The 21028-nt window shown below is 61.4% G+C and carries 14 protein-coding genes and 1 tRNA gene; 5 read left to right on the top strand and 10 right to left on the bottom strand.

Features of this window, described 5'->3' with window-relative positions; translation table 11 throughout:
- Positions 1-16: 16 nt before the first annotated feature.
- The 3 genes from QA637_RS01685 to QA637_RS01675 form a co-directional block, all read right to left on the bottom strand.
- Positions 17-1075 carry a M48 family metallopeptidase gene (locus QA637_RS01685; protein ID WP_283063066.1) on the bottom strand — a complete coding sequence of 353 codons (1059 nt, stop codon included), beginning with the start codon at positions 1073-1075 and terminating at the stop codon, positions 17-19.
- A complete protein-coding gene (locus QA637_RS01680) occupies positions 1065-2165 on the bottom strand; it encodes a YjgN family protein (RefSeq protein ID WP_380785569.1) in 1101 nt (366 codons plus the stop codon). The genes QA637_RS01685 and QA637_RS01680 overlap by 11 nt, the downstream gene beginning before the upstream one ends.
- 243 nt (positions 2166-2408) lie before the next feature.
- A complete protein-coding gene (locus QA637_RS01675) occupies positions 2409-3905 on the bottom strand; it encodes a CoA-acylating methylmalonate-semialdehyde dehydrogenase (protein ID WP_153438333.1) in 1497 nt (498 codons plus the stop codon).
- 114 nt (positions 3906-4019) lie between these two features.
- On the opposite strand from QA637_RS01675, the gene QA637_RS01670 reads away from it, so the two are divergent.
- Entirely contained in the window at positions 4020-4901 is an 882-nt protein-coding gene (locus QA637_RS01670; protein WP_184108437.1) for a LysR family transcriptional regulator, read from the top strand.
- Positions 4902-4985: 84 nt separating this feature from the next.
- Here QA637_RS01670 and QA637_RS01665 read toward each other — a convergent pair.
- Together QA637_RS01665 and QA637_RS01660 are read right to left on the bottom strand one after the other, a co-directional pair.
- Positions 4986-5062 (bottom strand) — tRNA-His (locus QA637_RS01665).
- 149 nt (positions 5063-5211) lie between these two features.
- Positions 5212-5661 carry a phasin gene (locus QA637_RS01660; RefSeq protein WP_153438335.1) on the bottom strand — a complete coding sequence of 150 codons (450 nt, stop codon included), beginning with the start codon at positions 5659-5661 and terminating at the stop codon, positions 5212-5214.
- A 230-nt stretch (positions 5662-5891) separates the two neighbouring features.
- Between QA637_RS01660 and QA637_RS01655 the strand changes: the two genes are divergently transcribed.
- Entirely contained in the window at positions 5892-9290 is a 3399-nt protein-coding gene (locus tag QA637_RS01655; RefSeq protein ID WP_153438337.1) for an ATP-binding protein, read from the top strand.
- A 92-nt stretch (positions 9291-9382) separates the two neighbouring features.
- Positions 9383-11065, top strand: coding sequence for an ABC transporter permease (locus tag QA637_RS01650; RefSeq protein WP_153438339.1), 1683 nt, complete (start codon positions 9383-9385; stop codon positions 11063-11065).
- 355 nt (positions 11066-11420) lie between these two features.
- Here QA637_RS01650 and QA637_RS01645 read toward each other — a convergent pair whose 3' ends face one another.
- Positions 11421-13373: an acetoacetate--CoA ligase gene (locus QA637_RS01645; RefSeq protein WP_153438341.1), complete on the bottom strand. Its 1953-nt coding sequence runs from the start codon at positions 13371-13373 to the stop codon at positions 11421-11423.
- A 175-nt stretch (positions 13374-13548) separates the two neighbouring features.
- Between QA637_RS01645 and QA637_RS01640 the strand changes: the two genes are divergently transcribed.
- The gene (locus QA637_RS01640; protein WP_283063061.1) at positions 13549-15372 is read left to right on the top strand and encodes an AsmA family protein; all 1824 of its coding nucleotides are present in this window, start codon (positions 13549-13551) and stop codon (positions 15370-15372) included.
- 139 nt (positions 15373-15511) lie between these two features.
- Here the strand turns inward: QA637_RS01640 and QA637_RS01635 are convergent, their stop codons facing one another.
- The 4 genes from QA637_RS01635 to QA637_RS01620 all read right to left on the bottom strand — a co-directional run bounded on the left by QA637_RS01635 (position 15512) and on the right by QA637_RS01620 (position 19729).
- Positions 15512-16333, bottom strand: a complete 822-nt coding sequence (locus tag QA637_RS01635; RefSeq protein WP_153438344.1) for an ABC transporter permease subunit — start codon at positions 16331-16333, stop codon at positions 15512-15514.
- Between the two features lie 3 nt (positions 16334-16336).
- Positions 16337-17248 (bottom strand): ABC transporter permease subunit, encoded by a 912-nt coding sequence (locus QA637_RS01630; RefSeq protein ID WP_153438346.1) that lies wholly within the window; start codon positions 17246-17248, stop codon positions 16337-16339.
- A gap of 4 nt (positions 17249-17252) precedes the next feature.
- Positions 17253-18395, bottom strand: a complete 1143-nt coding sequence (locus QA637_RS01625; protein WP_153438348.1) for an ABC transporter ATP-binding protein — start codon at positions 18393-18395, stop codon at positions 17253-17255.
- Between the two features lie 239 nt (positions 18396-18634).
- Positions 18635-19729: a polyamine ABC transporter substrate-binding protein gene (locus tag QA637_RS01620; RefSeq protein WP_153438350.1), complete on the bottom strand. Its 1095-nt coding sequence runs from the start codon at positions 19727-19729 to the stop codon at positions 18635-18637.
- A 339-nt stretch (positions 19730-20068) separates the two neighbouring features.
- Between QA637_RS01620 and QA637_RS01615 the strand changes: the two genes are divergently transcribed.
- Positions 20069-21022, top strand: a complete 954-nt coding sequence (locus QA637_RS01615; protein ID WP_153438352.1) for a fatty acid desaturase family protein — start codon at positions 20069-20071, stop codon at positions 21020-21022.
- Positions 21023-21028: the final 6 nt, after the last annotated feature.

Genomic DNA, 21028 nt, shown 5'->3' with positions numbered 1-21028 from the left:
TTCATTTGCGCGACGATCACGGCTGCGCCCGCAGTTCGGCTGCCAGATCCAGGATCGCCTTACGCCGCTCGGGCGTACCGGGATGCGTTGAAAATAGGCTTGTCTCGGAGTGATCCTCGAGCTTCATCTCGATAAGTTGGAAGAAGCGCGCGATCGCGGTCGGATCTCGGCCGGCTTTCGACATCAGCTCGACCGAATGCCGGTCAGCCGCCGCCTCTGCCGAGCGTGAGTAGGAAAGCGACAGGAGACCGCCGCCCTGGACAAGCACGTCCTCAGCGCCGGAGCCGATGTCACCGGCGATCAGCATGATGAGCGCGGCAACGCCGGCGGCGCGATAGATCTGCCGGAGACTGTGCTTAAGTTCGACATGCCCTATTTCATGGGCGAGCACGCCGACGATCATCTCCGTATCGTTGCCGGCCAGTTCGACCAGCTCATCGGTTAGGATCAGGGTGCCGTCCGGCAGGGCAAAGGCGTTGGGACCGATCGCGCCACCCTTGCGGAAGTTGAGCGTAAAGTCCTCCTTCCCTCGGCCTGAGAACGCCGCGATGGCCCGGAAGCCCTCGAGAACCCTGCCGCGCCGCGCCTCGTCGAGCTCGGAGTCGCCGAGCACTGTCCGGTCCAGGGCCTCGAGCGTGCTCGACGACATGATCCGCGGCACGACGGGCGGGGTCACGGCAACGGCGACTTCGACGAGGGCGGGCAAGGCCAGGCGATAGATCAGAGTGCCCAAAAGGATGGCAGCGGCGACAAAGGCGATAAGGCGCGGATGAAATCGCTCCATCCGGTGGATGATCCCTTCCCTGCCCCGGCCTTTTCGCGTGAGGAACCGATCGATCGCGGCGTTGTCGCTTGTCTCGAAAAGCGATCCATCGGGGAAAGTGATCCGACGTGGGACAGCGCCGACTCGCGGCGAAATCTCGACAGCCGACAGCTTGCCGTTGCTGAGTTCAGCGCCTGCATCGTCGTGTACCGTCAGGCGCTCTCCGGCCTCGGCGAGGCGCGAGGGCACCGAGCGGCTCGAACCGGCCGGATGCCACTCCCCAAGCGCAATGATCGGATTGTCAGAAGCCAAAGTCGAAACCTTCAATATCCATGAACTCCGCCCCGACAGCAGACCCCTCCTGCTCGATCGCCGAGAAGATCTCTCCGACTTCGCCCTCGAAACGGACAGCCGTGTGCTCGTTGACGTAAGTGGCCATGCGAACCGCCGCCCATGGCCGCATCAGGCCGAGGGTGACCAGTGTGACGACGAAGTTCGACACGGCAATCCATGTGTAGCGAAACCGGGAGAGATCACTCAACAAGCGATGCTTGCCGTCGAAGGTCGTGGCGGACCAGGCGACGTTCCGCACCCCCGCACGGTAAAACAGGGATGCTGTCCCGAAGACGGCGAAGATCAGAACATAGATGAACACCGTCAGCACCCCGATCGAGGCTTGAAGCTCGTCCGAAATTGCGTCGGGGTCGTCCATCAATGGCGCCATTGCGGTAATATTGATCGCGATGATAACTCCGATGATCAGCAATCCAAGAAGGATCATCGCCGCTGACGGCAGCCAGGTCTTGTAGATCGCGCCAAGGGATGGATCGGTTGCGAAGGGCTTGCGCCCGTAGCGGAGGTTGTTGCCGATGTAGCGGTACGACCAGCGACTGGCCAGTGGCGCAAGGATGCCGAGCGTCAGCGCTGCAAGCACCGGACCGACGATGAACGCCAAGAACGCGCCACCGGTCCGCCCGACAAAGTCGAAGCGCACGTTGCGGTAGCTTGTGACCCGGGCGCTGAAACGCAAGCCACGGGTAAGGAGCCACGGCACGAAGAAGAAGAACAACAGGCCGATTACCAAGCCGGCGAGCGGCATGACGGTGAGCACGACGTTGTAGAAGATCAGATAGGCGAACACGATCAGCCGGCCGATGAGGATCTGGCCACCCTTGGCGTGATACTCGAAGCCACGGCCAAGCAGCACGGTGTTGCCGTAGAAGTAGCGGTTGCGGCGAACCTTCGCCCATGCCGAATAAATGCCGAACGTGACAATCGTCAGCAGGATATTGACGATCCAGATCCCGAAATATTCAGTGGCGCTGCCGGCAAAGGACAAGCGCTGGAAGCCGCCTGCCGGCGAGCGGCCGAAATTGTTGCGACGATCAAGATATGCCGGCATCGCTGCCGGCTCGCTCAATGCCATGATTTCCCCCTCGCGCTGAGTTCCAAACGCCAGGCGAAGAGATGTCCGCCCGGCGCACTCGAAATGCATCCATGCGGAAACCGCCGCTATCCCCCGATATCGCGAATCTCCGATCGATGCAGCGACGTTAGTTGTACCGCCACACCCGATGCAACAAAAAAGGGCCTCCCGAAGGAGGCCCAGATGGGAGGACCCGAGATTGGGCGATCTTTGTGTTCCTCACCTCATCGTCGGGATGGAGAACTCGGCGCCATCCTTGATACCGGACGGCCAACGGGACGTGATGGTTTTCGTCTTGGTCCAGAACTTGAACGAGTCCGTTCCGTGCTGGTTGAGATCGCCGAAGGAAGAGGACTTCCAGCCACCGAAGGAGTGGTAGGCGAGCGGAACCGGGATCGGCACGTTGACGCCGACCATGCCGATGTTGATACGAGAGGCGAAGTCGCGCGCTGCATCGCCGTCTCGAGTGTAGATAGCGACACCGTTGCCGTACTCGTGCTTCATCGGCAGCGACAGCGCTTCCTCGTAGTTCTTTGCACGCACGACCGAGAGAACCGGTCCGAAGATCTCCGTCTTGTAGATGTCCATGTCCGGGGTCACGTGGTCGAACAGGCAGCCGCCGATGAAATGGCCGTTCTCATAGCCCTGCAGCTTGAAGTCGCGGCCGTCGACGACGAGCTTCGCGCCCTGCTCGATGCCGCTGTCGATCAGGCTCCTGATACGCTGTTCGGCCTCCTTGGTGACGACCGGCCCCATATCGGCCTTCTCGTCGGTATAGGGGCCGATGCGCAGGCTCTCGACCATCGGCACCAGCTTGTCGATCAGCCGGTTTGCGGTTTCTTCGCCCACCGGGACGGCGACCGAGATCGCCATGCAGCGCTCGCCGGCGGAGCCGTAACCGGCGCCGATCAGCGCATTGGCAGCCTGGTCGAGATCGGCGTCCGGCATGATGACCATGTGGTTCTTGGCGCCGCCGAAGCACTGGGCGCGCTTGCCGTTCATCGCCGCGGTGCCGTAGACATAACGGGCAATCGGGGTCGAGCCGACGAAGGAAACGGCGGAAATATCCGGATGCGTCAGGATCGCGTCGACCGCGCCCTTGTCGCCATTGACCACGTTGAGCACACCGGCAGGCAGACCAGCCTCGATCATCAGTTCGGCAAGGCGGATCGGCACGGACGGGTCACGCTCCGACGGCTTCAGGATGAAGGCGTTGCCGCAGGCGATCGCCGGGGCGAACATCCACATCGGGATCATCGCCGGGAAGTTGAACGGGGTAATGCCGGCACCGATGCCGACAGCCTGGCGGATCGAATACATGTCGATGCCCGGGCCGGCGCCCTCGGTGAACTCGCTCTTCTGGAGATGCGGAACGCCGATGACGAATTCGCAAACCTCAAGACCGCGAACGATGTCGCCCTTGGCATCTTCGATCGTCTTGCCATGCTCGCGCGAGAGCGTCTCGGCCAGCTCGTTCATGTTTTCGTTGAGGAGCTGGACGAACTTCATGAAAACGCGAGCGCGGCGCTGCGGATTGGTGGCAGCCCACTTCGGCTGCGCGGCCTTCGCGCTTTCGACCGCCGCGGCAAGCTCCGCGTCGCTTGCAAGCGCCACGGTCCCCTGAACCTCACCGGTCGCGGGGTTGAAGATGTTGCTTACGCGACCGCTTTTGCCGGCAACACGCTCGCCGTTAATGAAATGTCCGATTTCGTACATTGAGTGCTCCTCCTGATCTTGATTGTGGTCCCATGATCGCACTACGATTTGAACAATTCAATTTCCGATATTCAGGAACCGTTGTGCAAAAATTAAAGCCCATGGAGCTGCAGCGTGGATTGGGACGATGTCAGAGTGTTTCTCGCGGTGGCGCGAACGGGCCAAATTCTCGCTGCCTCGAAGCGGCTCGGCATCAATCACGCCACCCTCAGCCGCCGGGTGACGGCGCTTGAGGAAACACTGAAGACGAGGCTTCTCGTCCGGCGTCCGAACGGCTGCGAACTGACGGCCGAGGGGGAAGTCTTCCTTGCCGCCGCCGAACGCATGGAAACCGAAATGCTCGCGGCTCAATCGCAGATCGGCCGGATCGACACGGCGATTGCCGGCACCGTGCGCATCGGCGCACCGGACGGTTTCGGCGTCTCCTTCCTGGCGCCACGCCTCGGGCGGCTTACGGCGCGCTATCCGGAACTCAAGCTGCAGCTCGTTCCCGTTCCGCGCTCCTTCTCGCTGTCGCAGCGCGAGGCCGATATCGCGATCACCATCGAGCGCCCGGAACAGGGACGTCTCGTTTCATCCAAGCTGACCGATTATACACTGGGGCTTTACGCATCGGCAGATTATCTTGCCCTCTATGGTACACCTCGAACGATCGACGATCTCAAGGACCATCGCCGGATCGGCTATGTCGAGGACCTGATCTTCACGCCCTCACTCAATTTCTCCGCCGAGATCATGCGCAGTTGGGACGCTTCCTTCGAGATTTCGAGCGCCACGGGACAGACGGAAGCGGTCCGCTCCAGTGCCGGGATCGGCATTCTGCACAACTACATTGCCCGCCAGGTCCCCGAGCTCAAACGCATCCTGCCGGAAACAACCATCCGGCGCGCCTATTGGACGACCTATCACGAAAGCGCACGCGATCTCGTGCGCGTGCGCACCGTCGTCTCGTTTCTGCAGGAACTGGTGGCGGCGGAGCATCAGATTTTCATCTGATCTCTACGCCAGGTGCCGTATTGAAGTTCGCCGGCAGCGTGGCCGGGGCGGGCGCATAATCTTCGAAATGCAAGGAAGGAGAAATGGTACGGTTGGGTGGTCTCGAACCACCGACCTCAGGTGCCACAAACCTGCGCTCTAACCAACTGAGCTACAACCGCACTCGGGCAAGCGACATGTGTCGCTTGGCGGCTCACATACGGGCACTGCCGCTGATTTGCAAGCCTTAACTTCAGATTATTCAGCAAAAAGACCGGATGGCAAGCCACCCGGTCTCTGCATCGATTCCGATGGATACGGCGCGGCCGGATCAGGCCTTCTTGAAGTTCGACATTGCCTTTTCGGCAGCGTCCTTGCCAGGCTTGGCAACGTTTTCGGCGACCTTCTTCGTCGCTTCCTGCATGGTCTTCGCCTGCTCGACGGCAAGCTCGGCCTGCTTGCGGATGAAGGTCGTCTGGAGCTCGACCAGCTCCGAAAGCGACTTCACGCCGAGCAGAGCTTCCATGTGCGAAAGGGAATTTTCGGCATTTGTGCGGAGCGCATCGATGGCCTTGAGACCGAGTTCGACGGTGCCGGTCTGAGCGCTTTCAAGCGTCGCTTCCACGGTCTTGGTCGCTTCTTCGGCAGCGGTCTTCATCTTGGCATAAGCGTCCTTCGACTGCGCGGCGCCCTTTTCGGCGAACTCGCGGAAGCTGTCGGCAAACTTGGACGGATCGAAGGAAGAAAGGGAAAATGCGTCGTCGGTCTTCTTGGTAGCCATGATATGCGCTCCTTGGTGTGGCCCTCTTCAGAGGCGCCGGTTGGTTGCTGCCCATCATATAAGCGATTTCGTTGTGCATTGCAATATAAATTGTGCAATGCACAAATCCAGAGCTATTAACCTTGCGCCGCAAAAGGCGTTGCCGATGCCGTGCCCTTGCTGGACCCCCGCAGATCGGCCGGGTATTAATAGACTGTTAACGCGCAAGCGATCCGTCAATAGGCCTGCCCATGCCCGAGAGACAGTATCCCTTCATCGACATTGCCGTGCATGCACGGGTGCGCGATCATTTTGCCAAGGGGGACGCGTCTGTCCTGTTTTCCAGGGATCTCGGGCGCGTATTGTGGGCCAACGACCAGGGCGCGAGCCTGTTTGGCATCGCATCCGTCTACGATTTCATCGATGCCGCGCTCGATCCAAACGATCTCTCGCTTCGCCAGTTGCGTGCGGCAGCAACGCAGCTCTCGGCCGTCGGCGACCGCCGGCAATTGCTGGTTCGTATAGCCTCCGGCTTCCGGCGCTTACCCTTGAATGCGTCCGTGGAACTGATCCGCATCCGCCCGGGCGAGGACGCGGTGCTGTTCACCACGCCTCATAACGGGAAGGCTTTGACGACCGAGGAGCGGGCCGCCCGGATGATCGCAGGGCTCGACGGACCGGACACGCATATGGCCGTGCTCGACGGCGACGGCGTGATTCTTGCGCAGTCTTCCGGCTTCGATGAACTGGGTCTGTCAGAGGACGTTCGCCGCACTCTCGTCTCGGATGTCGCGCGCGATAGAGATCGGCTGATCAAGCGCCCGGTCGCGACGCAGAAAGGCGAACTCCCCGCCGCCATCGGCAAAATATCCGACCACCCGGCCCTGCACCTTCTGTTCGCCGTGGAAGCCCTCTTTGAGGATGTCGATTCCGAAGCTGCACCGGAAGGGGCAGACGTCGATCTGCCGACGCCGACAGAAAACGTCGACCAACCTGCCGACGACCACCTGCCCGCGCTGGAAGAACTCCCTCATTCAGAACTGCCGGACACCGCGTCAGCGGATAGAGAGCTGGATGCTACCGACGGTGCGGGCGCGCCGGATGATCAAGGTGAACTGGCGCTTGAGCCCGACGAAATGACATCGACGCCCGCGGCGGCCACCAATCCCGATGAGCCTGCCCTAGCAGCCGAGCCAGCTGTGACAGCCGCAAACCAAAGCGATGCTGGTGAGACCGGTGACCGCGGCTTTGCCTTTATGCCCGGCGGCCGTGCCGTCCGCTTCGTGTGGAAAATAGACGCGGAGGGGCGTTTCAGCGAGATTTCGGAGGAGTTTGCCGCGGCCGTCGGTCCCAAGGCTGCCGATGTGATCGGCGAGACATTTGCCGATCTAGCCCAGCGCTACGGTCTCGACCCCGACAATCGGATCAGCGAGCTCCTGCGTCGGCGCGACACCTGGTCGGGCAAGACGATTCTTTGGCCGGTCGAGGGGACGAGCCTGAAGGTGCCCGTCGATCTCGCCGCGCTTCCCACCTATTCGCGGTCTCGAGAATTCGATGGCTTTCGCGGCTTCGGGATCGTTCGGGTCGCAGACGCGGTCATCGACGAGAAGGCCAGCGGAATGCAGCTCGGCCGCACCGCCGAATCTCGGCCGACTGCCATCCCCTCCGAGGGCGAGAACGAGACCACCACTCACGGAGAGCGGACGGAGACCGGAGCAGAACCTGGTTCCGACGTCGCGGCCGCAGAACAGTCGCCCGATCGCGACAGGGAATGGGTGGACTTTGACGCGGCGCCAGAGGAGCCGGCCGAGCCAGAGGATGTCTTCCACGGCGAGCGTCCGGCACTGCGCGTCGCCGAGACCGCCGAGCGCCCATCCTCCGGCAAAATTGTGGAACTCGATCAGCGCAGGCCGGGGACGGCCGGGACGCTGACGCGGGGCGAACAGGCCGCCTTTCGCGAAATTGCGAGACAACTCGGCGAACATTTCGGAACACGCGCGGAAGACGAAGACATCGAGGAACCGGCCTCCGCATCCACACCGACCACGGAGACACCCCCGAGGGTATCCGATGCCGAAGAGGCCGACGAAGCGACGGCAACCGTCGAGCAGGGTAAAGCGGCGCCTTCAGGCGACGATGAAGCGCTGCCTGCCTCGCGCCCGGCCATCGGCATGAGCAGCGAGATCCTCGACCGCCTGCCTGTCGGTCTTCTCGTCCATTACGGCGACGAGCTGCTGCATGCCAATCCGGAATTCCTGCGACTGACGGGGTATCGCGATCTCGAGAGTTTCTCGCGGGAAGGCGGCCTTGACGCGCTCTTCGCCCATGCCGATGACACCGTCGACGAGCGGCCGGACGGAACGATGACGCTGATCCGCCAGAACGGCCAGCTTGCATCGGTAAACGCGCATCTTCACTCGATCCGATGGGAGGGAAAAAGCGCGCTCATGCTCGCGCTCGCCCCGGTAGGCGGCAACGACGGCGCGCAAGCGGCACGTGACGGCGATGGAACGGCGGGCGAGGCAAGCCGCCTGCGGATGGAGATCGCAGAACTTCGCTCCATTCTGGAGACTGCGACCGACGGGGTCGTCATCCTTGGACAAGAAGGCGACGTGCGGACGATGAACGGCTCGGCAAGCGCGCTCTTCAACTACGACGAGGACGAGATCCGCGGGAAGCCCTTCGCGGCACTCTTTGCGCATGAGAGCCAGAGGGCGGTGCTCGACTATCTGCAGGGTCTTTCCGGCCATGGCGTCGCGAGCGTGCTGAACGACGGCCGCGAAGTGATCGGCCGAGAGGCGAACGGAGGCTTCATCCCGCTGTTCATGACCATCGGGCGGCTTTCCTCATCCAACGGCTACTGTGCCGTCATCCGCGACATCACCCAGTGGAAGAGGACGGAGGAGGAACTGCGGAATGCCAAGCGCGCCGCGGAAACCGCCAACGCCCACAAGACGGAGTTCCTGGCGAGGGTGAGCCACGAGATCCGCACGCCGCTGAACGCCATCATCGGCTTTTCCGACATGATGGCGAGCGAGCATTTCGGTCCGGTCGGGCACCCCCGTTATATCGAATATGCCGGGGATATCGGCCGCTCGGGCAGGCACGTGCTCGACATCGTCAACGATCTGCTCGACATCTCGAAGATCGAAGCCGGCGAGATGGACCTCGATTTCAGTGCCGTCGATATCAACGACGCGGTTTCCGAGGCGGTGTCGCTGGTGCAGCCGCAGGCCAACAGCCAGCGCGTGATCATCCGCACCTCGCTCTCGGCATCCGTTCCGGCGGTCGTCGCGGACGGCCGGTCCATCAAGCAGATCGCGCTCAATATTCTCGCGAACGCCATCCGCTTCACTCCATCCGGCGGCCAGATCGTCGTGTCGACGTCCTACGAGGCAAACGGAGGCGTCATCCTGCGGATCCGCGACACCGGGATCGGCATGACACGCGGCGAGCTCGATCAGGCGATGAAGCCCTTCCGCCAGGTCACGACCGGCGGGCGCAAGCGAGGCGACGGTACCGGCCTCGGCCTGCCGCTGACCAAGGCCATGACCGAGGCGAACCGCGCGCAGTTCTCGATCACCTCCACGCCGAACGAAGGCACGCTCGTCGAAATCTCCTTCCCGTCGCAACGCGTCTTGGCGAACTGAGGACGAATGCTGTAAGGAAATGTTGACCCGCGGGAACCAGTTTGTTGGTTCCGGCCAGTCGTTACTTGCCGCTTCGCCTCGGAACCGATCGCTTGCAGTCCACATCCAAAAGCCTCAGAAGACGCTATGTCCGTTCCGGGACGGGCCTTGCTCATCCGTTGCTCGCGATCTGGGCTGTGCTCGCCTCGGCTATCGTGCTTATGCCGATGCTCGCCATCGGCTGGCTTGCCGTTTCCGGCGGCAGCGCCGATTGGCCGCATCTCATTGAGAACGTCATCCCGCGCGCTACGGGACGAACGCTGCTGCTCGTCGCGCTCACGGGTGCGGTAACAGCTTTTGTCGGGATCCTGACCGCATGGCTGGTGGCGAGTTGCGAATTTCCGTTGCGTCGTTTTCTTTCTGCCGCACTCGTGCTGCCGCTTGCGATACCCGCCTACCTCGCGGCCTATGCCTTCGGCGAACTCCTCACCTTTACCGGGCCGGTCCAGGGGCTGATCCGGCTCATCTTCGGATTCCAGACGAGCCGGGACTACTGGTTCCCGGACGTACGCTCGCTCGGCGGCGCGGTGCTTGTGCTGAGCTCGGTGCTTTATCCTTATATCTATCTCGCCTGCCGCTCGATGTTCCTGATGCAGGGCCGCGCGGCCGCGGATGTGGCGCGCACGCTCGGCGCCGGCCCCCTCAAGGTGTTTTTCCGGATCCAGATCCCGATGGCGCGGCCTGCGATCATGATCGGCCTGACGCTTGTCGCCATGGAAACGCTGAACGACATCGGTGCGGTCGAGTTCCTGGGCGTCCAGACTCTGACCTTCTCGATTTTTGACACTTGGCTCAACCGCGGCAGCCTGGCCGGCGCCGCCCAGATTGCCTGTATCATGCTGCTCTTCGTCGTCGCCCTGATGATGGTCGAGCGCGCCGCCCGCCGCAGGCAGCGTTTCTCCAGCCAGAAGACGACGGCAGCCGTCCACGATCTTGCCAGACTTACTCTGTCGGGCTGGAAAAAATGGGCGGCAACGATCGCCTGCCTGCTGCCGGTGCTCTCCGGGTTCGGCGTTCCATTCTTCATTCTCGGTAATTACGCGCTGAAACGCCTGGATCAATTTCTGGCGCCGCGCCTCCTGAATGCGCTTTTGCACAGCATCCTGGTTTCCGGCCTGACAGCGCTCGTCGCGGTGCTCCTGGGATTTGTGCTTGCCTATGCGGCGCGCACCGGACGTTCGCGGACCACGGAAGCGGCGGGCCGATTGGCCTCCTTCGGCTATGGCGTGCCCGGTACCGTCCTTGCGATCGGCGTGCTCTTTCCGCTGGCAGCGCTCGACAACGCCGTCGATGCGCAGATGAGAGATACGCTCGGAATTTCGACCGGCCTCCTGATGAGCGGCACGGGCTTTGCCATCGTTTATGCCTGCACGGTCCGCTTCCTGACGATGGCGGAAGGCACGCTCGAAGCCGGTTTCCAGAAGCTGTCGCCGCATCTCGACATGGCGGCGCGCGCGCTCGGACGCACGAGCGGCCAGACGCTGCGCACGGTCCTGCTGCCGATGATGCGACCGGCCGTGCTGACGGCGGCACTGCTCGTTTTCATCGAGACGATGAAGGAACTCTCGGCAACCATCATGCTGAGACCCTTCAACTTCAACACGCTCGCTACGCTCGTCTACGAGGACGCCTCGCGCGCCAAGGTCGAAGACGCCTCCGTCGCGGCGATGATCATCGTCATTGCCGGCATGGTTCCGGTGATCCTGGTGTCGAGATCGCTGGAACGCCGTCCCTGACGTTCACCAAACAAGGCGGCCCACAAACACAGCAAAAGTAAACACAAAAAAAGAGGCAGCCGAAAGCCGCCTCTGAAGTCAATGCTAACCAACAAATGCTCGAGAAAAGGTGACATCATGTCTGCGGCAACATCGCTGCTGCGGCACCGGCCCTTGACTGGTCGGCCTCAAGTTGGCTCGACCATGCACCCTCAAATGTAAACAAGATCTTGCTTTTTGATCCAACAATCTTACGCAGTCGCGCGCAACTCCGACGATTTGGTTAATTCACGGCGCCCGAACTGGTTAACGCGACGGCGGATTGGAACAGCAAGGAGGGCGGCGGGATGGCGAGGAAGCCGTCCCGCCCGAATAGTCAGCTTTTCAATGCATCGAGACCGGCAAATAGGTCGAGCGCTTCCGGGTTCGCTAGCGCCTCCTTGTTCTTGACCGGCCGGCCATGCACGACGTCGCGAACCGCAAGCTCGACGATCTTGCCCGATTTGGTTCGCGGAATATCGGCAACGGCAATGACCTTCGCCGGCACGTGACGCGGCGAAGCGCCGGTGCGGATGCGGTTCTTGATGGCTTTCGTCAGGTCGTCGGTCAATTCGACACCCGGCGCCAGCCGGACGAAGAGGATTACCCGGACGTCATCCTCCCAATCCTGGCCGATGCACAGCGCCTCGGCAACCTCTTCCATCTGCTCGACCTGATTATAGATCTCCGCCGTGCCGATCCGCACTCCACCTGGATTGAGCGTCGCGTCGGAACGGCCGTGAATGATGATGCCGCCATGCGGCGTCCATTCGGCAAAATCGCCATGGCACCAAACGTTGTCGAAACGCTCGAAATAAGCCGCGCGGTATTTGGCACCCTCGGGATCGTTCCAGAACATGATCGGCATCGACGGAAAGGCCTTGGTGCAAACGAGCTCGCCTTTCTCACCGTGCACGGATTGGCCCTCGTCGTTCCAGACGTCCATGGCAAGCCCGAGGCCGGGCCCCTGGATTTCGCCGCGCCAGACCGGCTTCAGCGGATTGCCGAGCACGAAGCAGGACACGATGTCGGTGCCGCCGGAGATCGAGGCGAGTTGCACGTCCGATTTGATGCCCTCGTAGACGAACGAAAAACCTTCCGGAGAAAGCGGCGAACCGGTCGACGTCAACAGACGGAGCGTGGAGAGGTCATGCGTGCTGATCGGCGTGAAGCCACCCTTGCGCACGGCGTCGATATATTTTGCCGACGTGCCGAAAATCGCGAACCGTTCCTCTGCCGCATAGTCGAAGAGGACATTACCGTCCGGATAGAAGGGCGAGCCATCGAAAAGGCAAAGCGTGGCACCTGCGGCAAGACCCGATGCCAGCCAGTTCCACATCATCCAGCCGCAGGTGGTGAAGTAAAAGAGCTTCTCGCCTTCCTTCAGGCCGCAGTGGAAACGGTGTTCCTTCAGATGCTGCAGCAAGGTCCCGCCTGCCGAATGCACGATGCATTTCGGCACGCCGGTGGTACCGGAGGAAAACAGAATGTAGAGCGGATGGCTGAACGGCAGCCGCTCGAACACCAGCGGTCTCACCTCGAAGGGGGCAATGAAATCGGCCAGGGTGACGCCGCCGTCGACCGCCGCTGCCAGCGAACCGCTGTCGCCCGCATAAGGAATAATGACGGTCGGCACAGCCAGCGTGGCGGCGACCGTGCGCACCTTGCCGGCGACGTCCTGCCGCTTGCCGTTGTACCAATAGCCGTCGCAGACGATAAACAGCTTCGGGCCGATCTGGCCGAAGCGGTCGAGAACACCCTGCTCGCCGAAATCGGGCGAGCAGGACGACCAGATGGCCCCGATCGAAGCGGTCGCCAGCATCAGCGCTACCGTCTCGGGCATGTTCGGCATCATCGCGGCGACGCGGTCACCCTTGCCGATACTCTTGGCCCTCATTGCCTGCTGCAGGCGCGACACGAGGGCGCGCAAATCGTCCCAGGAAAGCCGGTAGCCGGCCTTGTCCTCACCGCGAAAGACCAGCGCGTCGTCGCCGCCGCTCTTGCGCAGCAGGTTCTCGGCGAAATTCAGCGTTGCATCAGGAAAGAAGCGGGCGTCAAGCATCCGCTCTCCATTGATGAGCGCCCGCTCCCCACGGTCGCCGACGACACCGCAATACTCCCAGACCGCGGTCCAGAAATCGCCCCGCTCGGCCACGGACCAATCATGGAAAGCGTCGTAGTCGGCAAAATCCCGGTCGAAACGTTGCCCGCACCACGCCATGAATTGCGCCATCGGGCTTCGCTCGAGAATCTCGGAACCAGGAACCCACAAAGGTCGATCTGCTTGCATGCTCTCCTCCCACTCCTCTGCGAGTTTCTATACCATGCTGCAACGCAAAATAAACAGCATGCAGCCTGGTTCGGCATCGCGATGACGACATTTCCATGCCAGTCGCATTTGCTTTCTCCAACCCGAAGGCCTATCCAGACGGCTTGACCCGAGAGGCAACCGCAATCCGACCGAAATGACGAGACAATTCCTGCAGATATTGCGCAGTTCCGGCCTCCGGTCGCGGATCGGCCGCCGCCACCTCGTCTGGTCCGCCGCAATCGGCGTCGGCCTCGCCGTCGCCTACAACGCCGCGTTGCCGCTGGTCATTTCGACGAGCGATGCCCGCGCAACGATGGAACGAATGCTCGATGCCTGGTCAGGCGGCAAGAGCAGGATTGACGGCGAACCCCAAGTCCGGTTCTGGCCGGAGCCGGAACTGATTCTGCCCTCGGCAACGATCGAGACGAGCGAGGCAAACCCGCGCCCGCTTGCGCATGTTGGCCGTATTACCGCATCCTTCAGTTTGCTTGCCGCCCTTCGCGGCGAGCCGGCGCTGGACGATATCCGCTTCGTCGATCCGGTCGTCACCATCGAGCGCGCCGCCGACGGAACGGTCAACTGGAAACGGCCGCACTGGCTGAGCCTCGCCGAAACGACGACCGAGGGGGATACACCCTTCGGCGACATAACGATCGAAAACGGGCGGCTTCGGATCCTCGACCGAACGGCGGGCGGCGGCCTGGACCTCGACATTCCGGCCATTTCCGGAACCGTCAAATGGCCGTCCTTCGCCGAGCGCATCAGCGCACAGCTTTCGACGACGATCGGCGGCGAGGCGATCGACTGGGCGTTGATCTGCGACCAACCGCTGGCCCTCTTTGCCGGCGGCAATGCGTCGCTTCGGACGTCACTGACATCTACCCCGTTGACCTTCTCCTTCGAAGGCATCGGTAATTTCTCAATGTATCCCTTTGCCTCCGGCCATCTGCAGGCATCCGCCCCTTCGCTGTCAGCGCTTCTTGCCTGGTATCGGGGCGGCTCGTCGGGAATGCTACCTGCAGGCGCTTTCAGCATCGATGCCATGGTGGCGACTGGCGAAAAGACGCTCAAACTCGATGAACTGCAACTTGCGGTGGGCGGCGCCACCGCAACCGGTGTCCTGGACGTCGCGTTTCCCACCAGCGACACGCCGCGTGTCGAAGGAACACTTGCCTTCGACAGTATCGATCTCAACGGCCTCAACTTCCCGACAGTGAAGCCAGCGGAAGCAAGCGATCCTTTATGGCGGATGGTGGAAAACCTGACCGGCGCCTGGCGGGCAGATGTGCGGCTTTCTTCGCAGGAGGTGTTCGTCGGTCCGCTGCACCTCACCGACGTCGCGGCCGGTGTCATGGTCAATGGCAACCGGGCATCGCTCGATATCGGCGACAGTACCTATGCAAACGGTGTTCTCAGCGGCCGCGTCGTGCTCTCGGACAAGGGGCTGGAACATGGCGGCAGGCTGCAGATGAGCCTGAAGGATGCTGACTTTGCCGCCGTACTCAACAGTTTTGGCTTGAATGGGCCGACGCCGAGCGGCAAGGGCACGCTCAATCTCGATCTTGCGACGGACCGTGCCGTCTGGGCGACCAGCGCCGCCGATCTTTCGGGCGGCCTGACCTTCTCGCTGGCAAACGGCCGCCTTTCCGGATTCGATGCGAACGCCTTCGTCGACCTCATCCAAAGAGGGGAATTCTTTTCTCTCTCGCAGGCGAGTGCCGGGTCATTCGACTTCCAGACGGCAGAGATCGACGCCATCTTCGGCGGCGGCGTAGCCCGGCTGAACCGGGCGAATTTTGCCGGACCATCGGGCAGCCTGTCGGTTACCGGCGTCATCCCCAACCGCACGGGAAGCCTTGCGCTTGCCGGCATGCTGGAAAACACGGAGACGATCAACCAACCGCTGCGTTTCTTCGTCGGCGGGTCCTGGCCGAATGCGGTCATCTCGCCGCTCTCCGTCCTCGTCGAGCCGCAATAAGCCCCTACAGCGTCGCGCGTCTTATCAGACGCGTAAAGGACGCTGCAGCACTTTGAGTTGCTGCATGTGTTTATCCTCAAATCGGCGACGATTTGAGGATAAACACATGCAGTAGCGTTCAGACCGCTTCCCTCGGCGGTCAGCCTATCGCGGCAAATGCAGCGCGCTCGTCCCTCTCGCGCTGCACCTCCCGACGCTTCGTCACGATCGAGGCGATGAGCACGCCGAGCGCGACGACGCCGATCAGGATCGTGCAGATCGCGTTGATTTCCGGAGTCACGCCGAGGCGCACCTGGCTATAGATCTTCATCGGCAGGGTGGTTGCACCGGGCCCCGTCGTGAAGCTCGAAATCACCAGATCGTCGAGCGACAGGGTGAAGGCAAGCACCCAGCCGGAAAACACTGCGGGCGAAATCACCGGCAGCGTAATTGCAAAGAACGTTCTGACCGGCGTCGCGCCGAGATCAAGCGCCGCCTCCTCGATCGACTGGTCGAAGCTCAGGAGGCGCGACTGAACCACGACCGCGACGAAGCACATCGTGAAGGTGATGTGGGCGAGCGTGATCGTCCAGAAGCCGCGATCGAGTCCAACGGCGACGAAGAGCAACAGCAGCGACAGGCCGGTGATCACCTCAGGCATGACTAGCGGCGCGTAGACCATGCCGGAGAACAGCACCCGGCCGCGAAACCGCGTGTAGCGCACGAGTGCCAGCGCCGCCAGAGTCCCAAGCACCGTCGCGCAGGTCGCCGACAGAAGCCCGACGCGAATGGTGACCCAGGCCGCATCGAGCAGGGCCTGGTTGTGCCAGAGCTGGCCATACCATCGCGTCGAAAAGCCGGCCCAGACGGTCACGAGTTTCGACTCGTTGAACGAAAAGATCACCAGAAGCACGATCGGCAGGTAGAGGAAGCCGAAGCCGAGGACGACGGAGACGATGTTAAAGCGGGACCATTTTGCCATAGTCTATCTCCCCTCGCTGTCGGCTTTCGCCTGCATATTCTGGAAATAGACGATCGGGAGCACCAGGATGAGCAGGAGGACCGTGGCGACCGCCGAAGAGACGGGCCAGTCGCGGTTGGAATTGAATTCGTTCCACAGCGTCTTGCCGATCATGAGGGTTTCCGATCCGCCGAGCAGGTCCGGGATGACGAACTCGCCAACCGCCGGAATGAAGACCAGCAGGCAGCCGGCCACGACACCGGCGAACGACAGCGGGAACGTCACGCGCCAGAACGCGGTGATCGGCGTGCAGCCGAGGTCCTGGGCCGCCTCGGTCAGCGTGTGATCCATCTTCTCGAGTGCCGAATAGATCGGCAATACCATGAAGGGCAGATAGGAATAGACGATGCCTATGTAGATCGCCCAGTTTGTGTTGAGGATGATGAGTGGCTGATCGATGACGCCGATGGCAATCAGGAACTGATTGAGCAGGCCTTCCGGCTTCAGGATCGCGATCCAGGCGTAGACGCGGATGAGGAAGCTCGTCCAGAAGGGCAGGATCACCAGCATCAACAGTGTCGGACGGATGGAACGCGGCGCCTGCGCCATTCCGTAGGCGATCGGATAGCCGATCAAGAGCGTCAGGAAGGTGGAAACGGCCGCGATAACCAAGCTCGAAACATAGGCGTTGAAATAGAGCACGTCCTCGGTCAGCCAGACATAGTTGTCGAGGGAAAACTCGCGCACTCCCTCGAGGATGCCCGAAAGGCCGCCGACCAGATCGAAGACCGGCGTGTAGGGCGGCATGGCAATCGCTGTCTGCGAAAGCGAGATGCGGAAGACGATGAAAAAGGGAATGAGAAAGAAGAAGAGCAGCCAGGCATAGGGAATGATGATGACCAGGCGGCTGACGAAGGCTGACGCAATTCTTGCCATGACTTCAATCCTTCAACACCACGCCCGCGTCTTCGCTGAACGAGACCCAGACCTGCTGGTCATAGCCAAGCGGATCCTCGACGGCGCGCACGGCATTCAGCGACGATGCCTTGATGACCTTGCCGTCCTTCAGGCGAATGTGGAAGACCGTCATGTCACCCAGATAGCCGATGTCCCAGATCTCGCCTTCGGCTGCGTTGAGCGGCGCGTGTTGCGGCGCCCGCCGGGTGACCCGGATCTTTTCCGGCCGAATGGCAACGGCGGCCCTAGCCCCCGTCGGCAGCTTGTCGGGCGAGGCCATCCGGATCGGAACGCCGCCCGCTGTCTCGACACGGACGCGGCCGTCGTCCGCAGCGGCGACCGTGCCGTCGAAAATGTTCACGTCGCCGATGAAGTCCGCGACGAAGCGCGAATTCGGCGCCTCGTAGATTTCCGCCGGCGTCGCCACCTGAATGACCTTGCCATGGCTCATGACGGCGATGCGGTCGGCCATGGTCATGGCTTCTTCCTGGTCATGGGTGACGACGACGAAGGTCAGGCCCAATTGCTGCTGCAGGTCCATCAGCTCGAACTGGGTTTCCTCGCGCAGCTTCTTGTCGAGCGCGCCGAGCGGCTCGTCGAGCAACAGCACCTTGGGGCGCTTGGCGAGCGAACGGGCAAGCGCCACGCGCTGGCGTTGACCGCCGGAAAGCTGGTGCGGCTTGCGCTTGGCGAATTTCTCGAGCTTGACGAGCTTCAGCATCTGCGCGACGCGCTCGGCAATGTCCTGCTTCGGCATGCCGTCCTGCTTCAGCCCGAAGGCAACGTTGCTCTCGACGGTCATATGCGGAAACAGCGCGTAGGACTGAAACATCATGTTGACGGGTCGCCGATACGGCGGGATGCCGGCGAGATTCTGGCCATCGAGAATGATCTCGCCCGACGTCGGCTGCTCGAAGCCGGCAAGCATGCGCAGCAAGGTCGATTTCCCACAGCCGGAGGCACCCAGGAGGGCGAAGAACTCCCGGGTGTAGATGTTTAACGAAAGGTCGTCGACGGCGGTGAAGTCTCCGAACTTCTTGGTGACGTTCTTGAAGGAAATGAATGGTTTGGAGGCCGGGTCCGCCCATGGCGCGAAGGACCGCCGGATACTGCCGAAAGACTTCATTATCTATCCCCAAATGACACAGCCGATGGGCGCCCCATCCTGACGCTGCAGCGCCGCGCGTCCTGTCAGACGCGCAAAGGACGCTGTAGCTCTTCGGATTGCTGCATGTCTTATCCTTAAAGCGCCCATTGCAATCTTACGGTGACCGGAAAGACAGGCGAAAAATAACGTCGCGTCTTTCCTCGTCCCGCTCCAAAAAAATTGCCCGGATTTCGGGGCCGGGCAATTCGCTTCCGCTCTTACTGGCCGGTCACGACCTTGGTCCAGAGCCGGGTCAAGGCCCGCTGCTCCTTGGGCTCGAACGGCGTGACGGTGAACAGCTTCTGCATCACCTCGTCTGACGGATAGATAGCCGTGTCTTCCAAGACTTCCTTGTCCAGGAACTGCTGGGAAGCTTTGTTGCCATTGGCGTAGAAGACATAGTTCGAGGCCTTGGCAATGACCTCCGGCTTCATCATGTAGTTGATGAACTCATGCGCTTCGGCGACATGCGGCGCGTCGGCGGGAATTGCGAGCATGTCGAACCACATCTGCGCGCCTTGCGCCGGGATCGAATAATCGACCGTGACACCGGCTTTCGCCTCCGCAGCCCGGTCCCGCGCCTGGAAGATATCGCCGGAGAAGCCGACGGCCAGGCAGATGTCGCCGTTTGCGAGCGCGTTGATGTATTCCGACGAATGGAACTTGCGGACATAGGGGCGGATGGTCGTCAGCAGTTCGCCCGCCTTTTCAAGGTCGGCCGTGTCGTGGCTGTCGGGATTGAGGCCCAGATAAGCAAGTGCGGAAGGAACGATGTCGGTCGGAGAATCGAGGATATGGATGCCGCAATCCTTAAACTTCGCGGCCAGTTCGGGCTTGAAGATGACGTCCCAGTTCGGCTTCTCGTCGGTGCCCAGGATCTCCTTCATCTTGTCGACATTGTAGCCGATGCCGGTCGTACCCCACATGTAGTCGACGGCATATTCGTTGCCGGGATCGTACTGCGCCGTACGCTCCATGATGACGTTCCACATGTTCGACAGGTTCGGGAGCTTCGACTTGTCGAGCTTCTGGAAGACCCCAGCCGCGATCTGGCGCTGCAGGAAATAAGCCGTCGGCACCACGACGTCGTAGCCGGAGCCGCCGGCAAGCAGTTTGGTCTCCAGGATTTCGTTGGAATCGAAGACGTCGTAGACCACCTTGATGCCGGTCTCTTTGGTGAAGTCCTCGAGGATGCTGCTGTCGATATAGTCGGACCAGTTGTAGACGTTGACGACGCGCTCCTGCGCGGAGGCGAGCATGGTCGATCCCGCAAGTGTCGCGGCTGCAAGTGTTGCGATTATGATTTTGGACATCAGTTCCCTCATTATTATCGGTTTCGGCCGGAGCCGCTAACCCGTGCGGTCAAGCCCGATCCCAGTCGACCCGACGGCGAGGTTAGGCATCTTTCTCACCAACCTCAAGCGCTTTCGCTCGGGTTTCAGGCACGATCCCGTGTCCGATCGCATTTTGGCAAGCGTAAGCAAAAACCGGTACTTATGGCGCGTTGATCAGGGCCCCTGTATCAAGCGGAAACAGCCACCCTTGTTAACCATGGCGCAAACATGCCGACTAACGGGCCGCGTTTACGATTGATTAACCTTAGTGGAAATGCGAGTTTGCCGGCGGTTGTGTAGAAGCGTCCGGACCACGTCATGAGCGAGCGAAACCGCAGGATCGATCCGAGGGAACTGAAACGCCTCTCGGTTCTGCAGCCGAGAAAATCACTAACGGCAATCGCCACGGACTGGGCAACCATAGCGGCAGCGATCGCCGTCAGTGAATATGCCGACAATATCCTGGTCTACGTGATCGCCATCGCCGTGATCGCCGGGCGAATGCACGCCTTCGGCTGCATGGTGCATGAGGCTGCCCATTACCGCATCATCCGCGACCGCAAGCTCAGCGACTGGATGAGCGACATTCTGCTAGCCTGGCCCGTGCTGGCAACCGTCGACGGCTATCGCCAGAACCATCTTGCCCATCACCAGCACGCCAATACCGATGACGACCCGGACTGGATCGCAAAGCGTGGCCTGGCACAGTTTACCTTCCCGCAGAAACTGGCGCGCGGCATAACGCAACTGCTCGGCTATCTCGTTGCGGTGAATTCGATCCGCGACCTCATCCACATGGCCAAGAGGATCTCGAAGACCGATCGCTCGACTTCGGCCTACAAGGCGCTGCGGCTTGGCTTCTACCTATCGGCAGCAGTCCTTTTCACGGTCCTCGGCATCTGGCGCGAATTCGTTCTCTACTGGCTCGTGCCCTTTTTCACCTTCTTCTGCCTGTTTCTTTACGTGCGCAGCGTCGCCGAACATTTCGGCAGCATGGATTACAGCGACGAGCTGACGAGCTCACGCACTGTCTATCCTCATGCCTGGGAGAAGCTTTTCTTCGCGCCCCACAACATCAACTACCACCTCGAGCACCACCTCTATCCCGGTGTGCCCTACTATAACCTGCCGGAACTGCACGCGATCCTGATGCGAAACAAGGCCTATGCGGAGAAGGCCCACATCACCCGCGGCTATACCACCGGTCTCACTGCGGAGTGCTTTGCGCCCGAGGCGCCGCTGTTGCCCAATCAGCACCCGGCCAGCTACTGAAACCTG

The organism is Sinorhizobium terangae (assembly GCF_029714365.1).
In the GTDB taxonomy this organism is placed as follows: domain Bacteria; phylum Pseudomonadota; class Alphaproteobacteria; order Rhizobiales; family Rhizobiaceae; genus Sinorhizobium; species Sinorhizobium terangae.
This window is presented reverse-complemented; position numbering and strand designations above follow the sequence as displayed.

Coding starts and splice junctions, on each gene's coding strand:
- QA637_RS01680 (WP_380785569.1), bottom strand. CDS start 2,165: ATGCCGGCATATCTTGATCGTCGCAACAATTTCGGCCGCTCGCCGGCA.
- QA637_RS01675 (WP_153438333.1), bottom strand. CDS start 3,905: ATGTACGAAATCGGACATTTCATTAACGGCGAGCGTGTTGCCGGCAAA.
- QA637_RS01660 (WP_153438335.1), bottom strand. CDS start 5,661: ATGGCTACCAAGAAGACCGACGACGCATTTTCCCTTTCTTCCTTCGAT.
- QA637_RS01655 (WP_153438337.1), top strand. CDS start 5,892: ATGCCCGAGAGACAGTATCCCTTCATCGACATTGCCGTGCATGCACGG.
- QA637_RS01645 (WP_153438341.1), bottom strand. CDS start 13,373: ATGCAAGCAGATCGACCTTTGTGGGTTCCTGGTTCCGAGATTCTCGAG.
- QA637_RS01640 (WP_283063061.1), top strand. CDS start 13,549: ATGACGAGACAATTCCTGCAGATATTGCGCAGTTCCGGCCTCCGGTCG.
- QA637_RS01635 (WP_153438344.1), bottom strand. CDS start 16,333: ATGGCAAAATGGTCCCGCTTTAACATCGTCTCCGTCGTCCTCGGCTTC.
- QA637_RS01630 (WP_153438346.1), bottom strand. CDS start 17,248: ATGGCAAGAATTGCGTCAGCCTTCGTCAGCCGCCTGGTCATCATCATT.
- QA637_RS01625 (WP_153438348.1), bottom strand. CDS start 18,395: ATGAAGTCTTTCGGCAGTATCCGGCGGTCCTTCGCGCCATGGGCGGAC.
- QA637_RS01620 (WP_153438350.1), bottom strand. CDS start 19,729: ATGTCCAAAATCATAATCGCAACACTTGCAGCCGCGACACTTGCGGGA.
- QA637_RS01615 (WP_153438352.1), top strand. CDS start 20,069: ATGAGCGAGCGAAACCGCAGGATCGATCCGAGGGAACTGAAACGCCTC.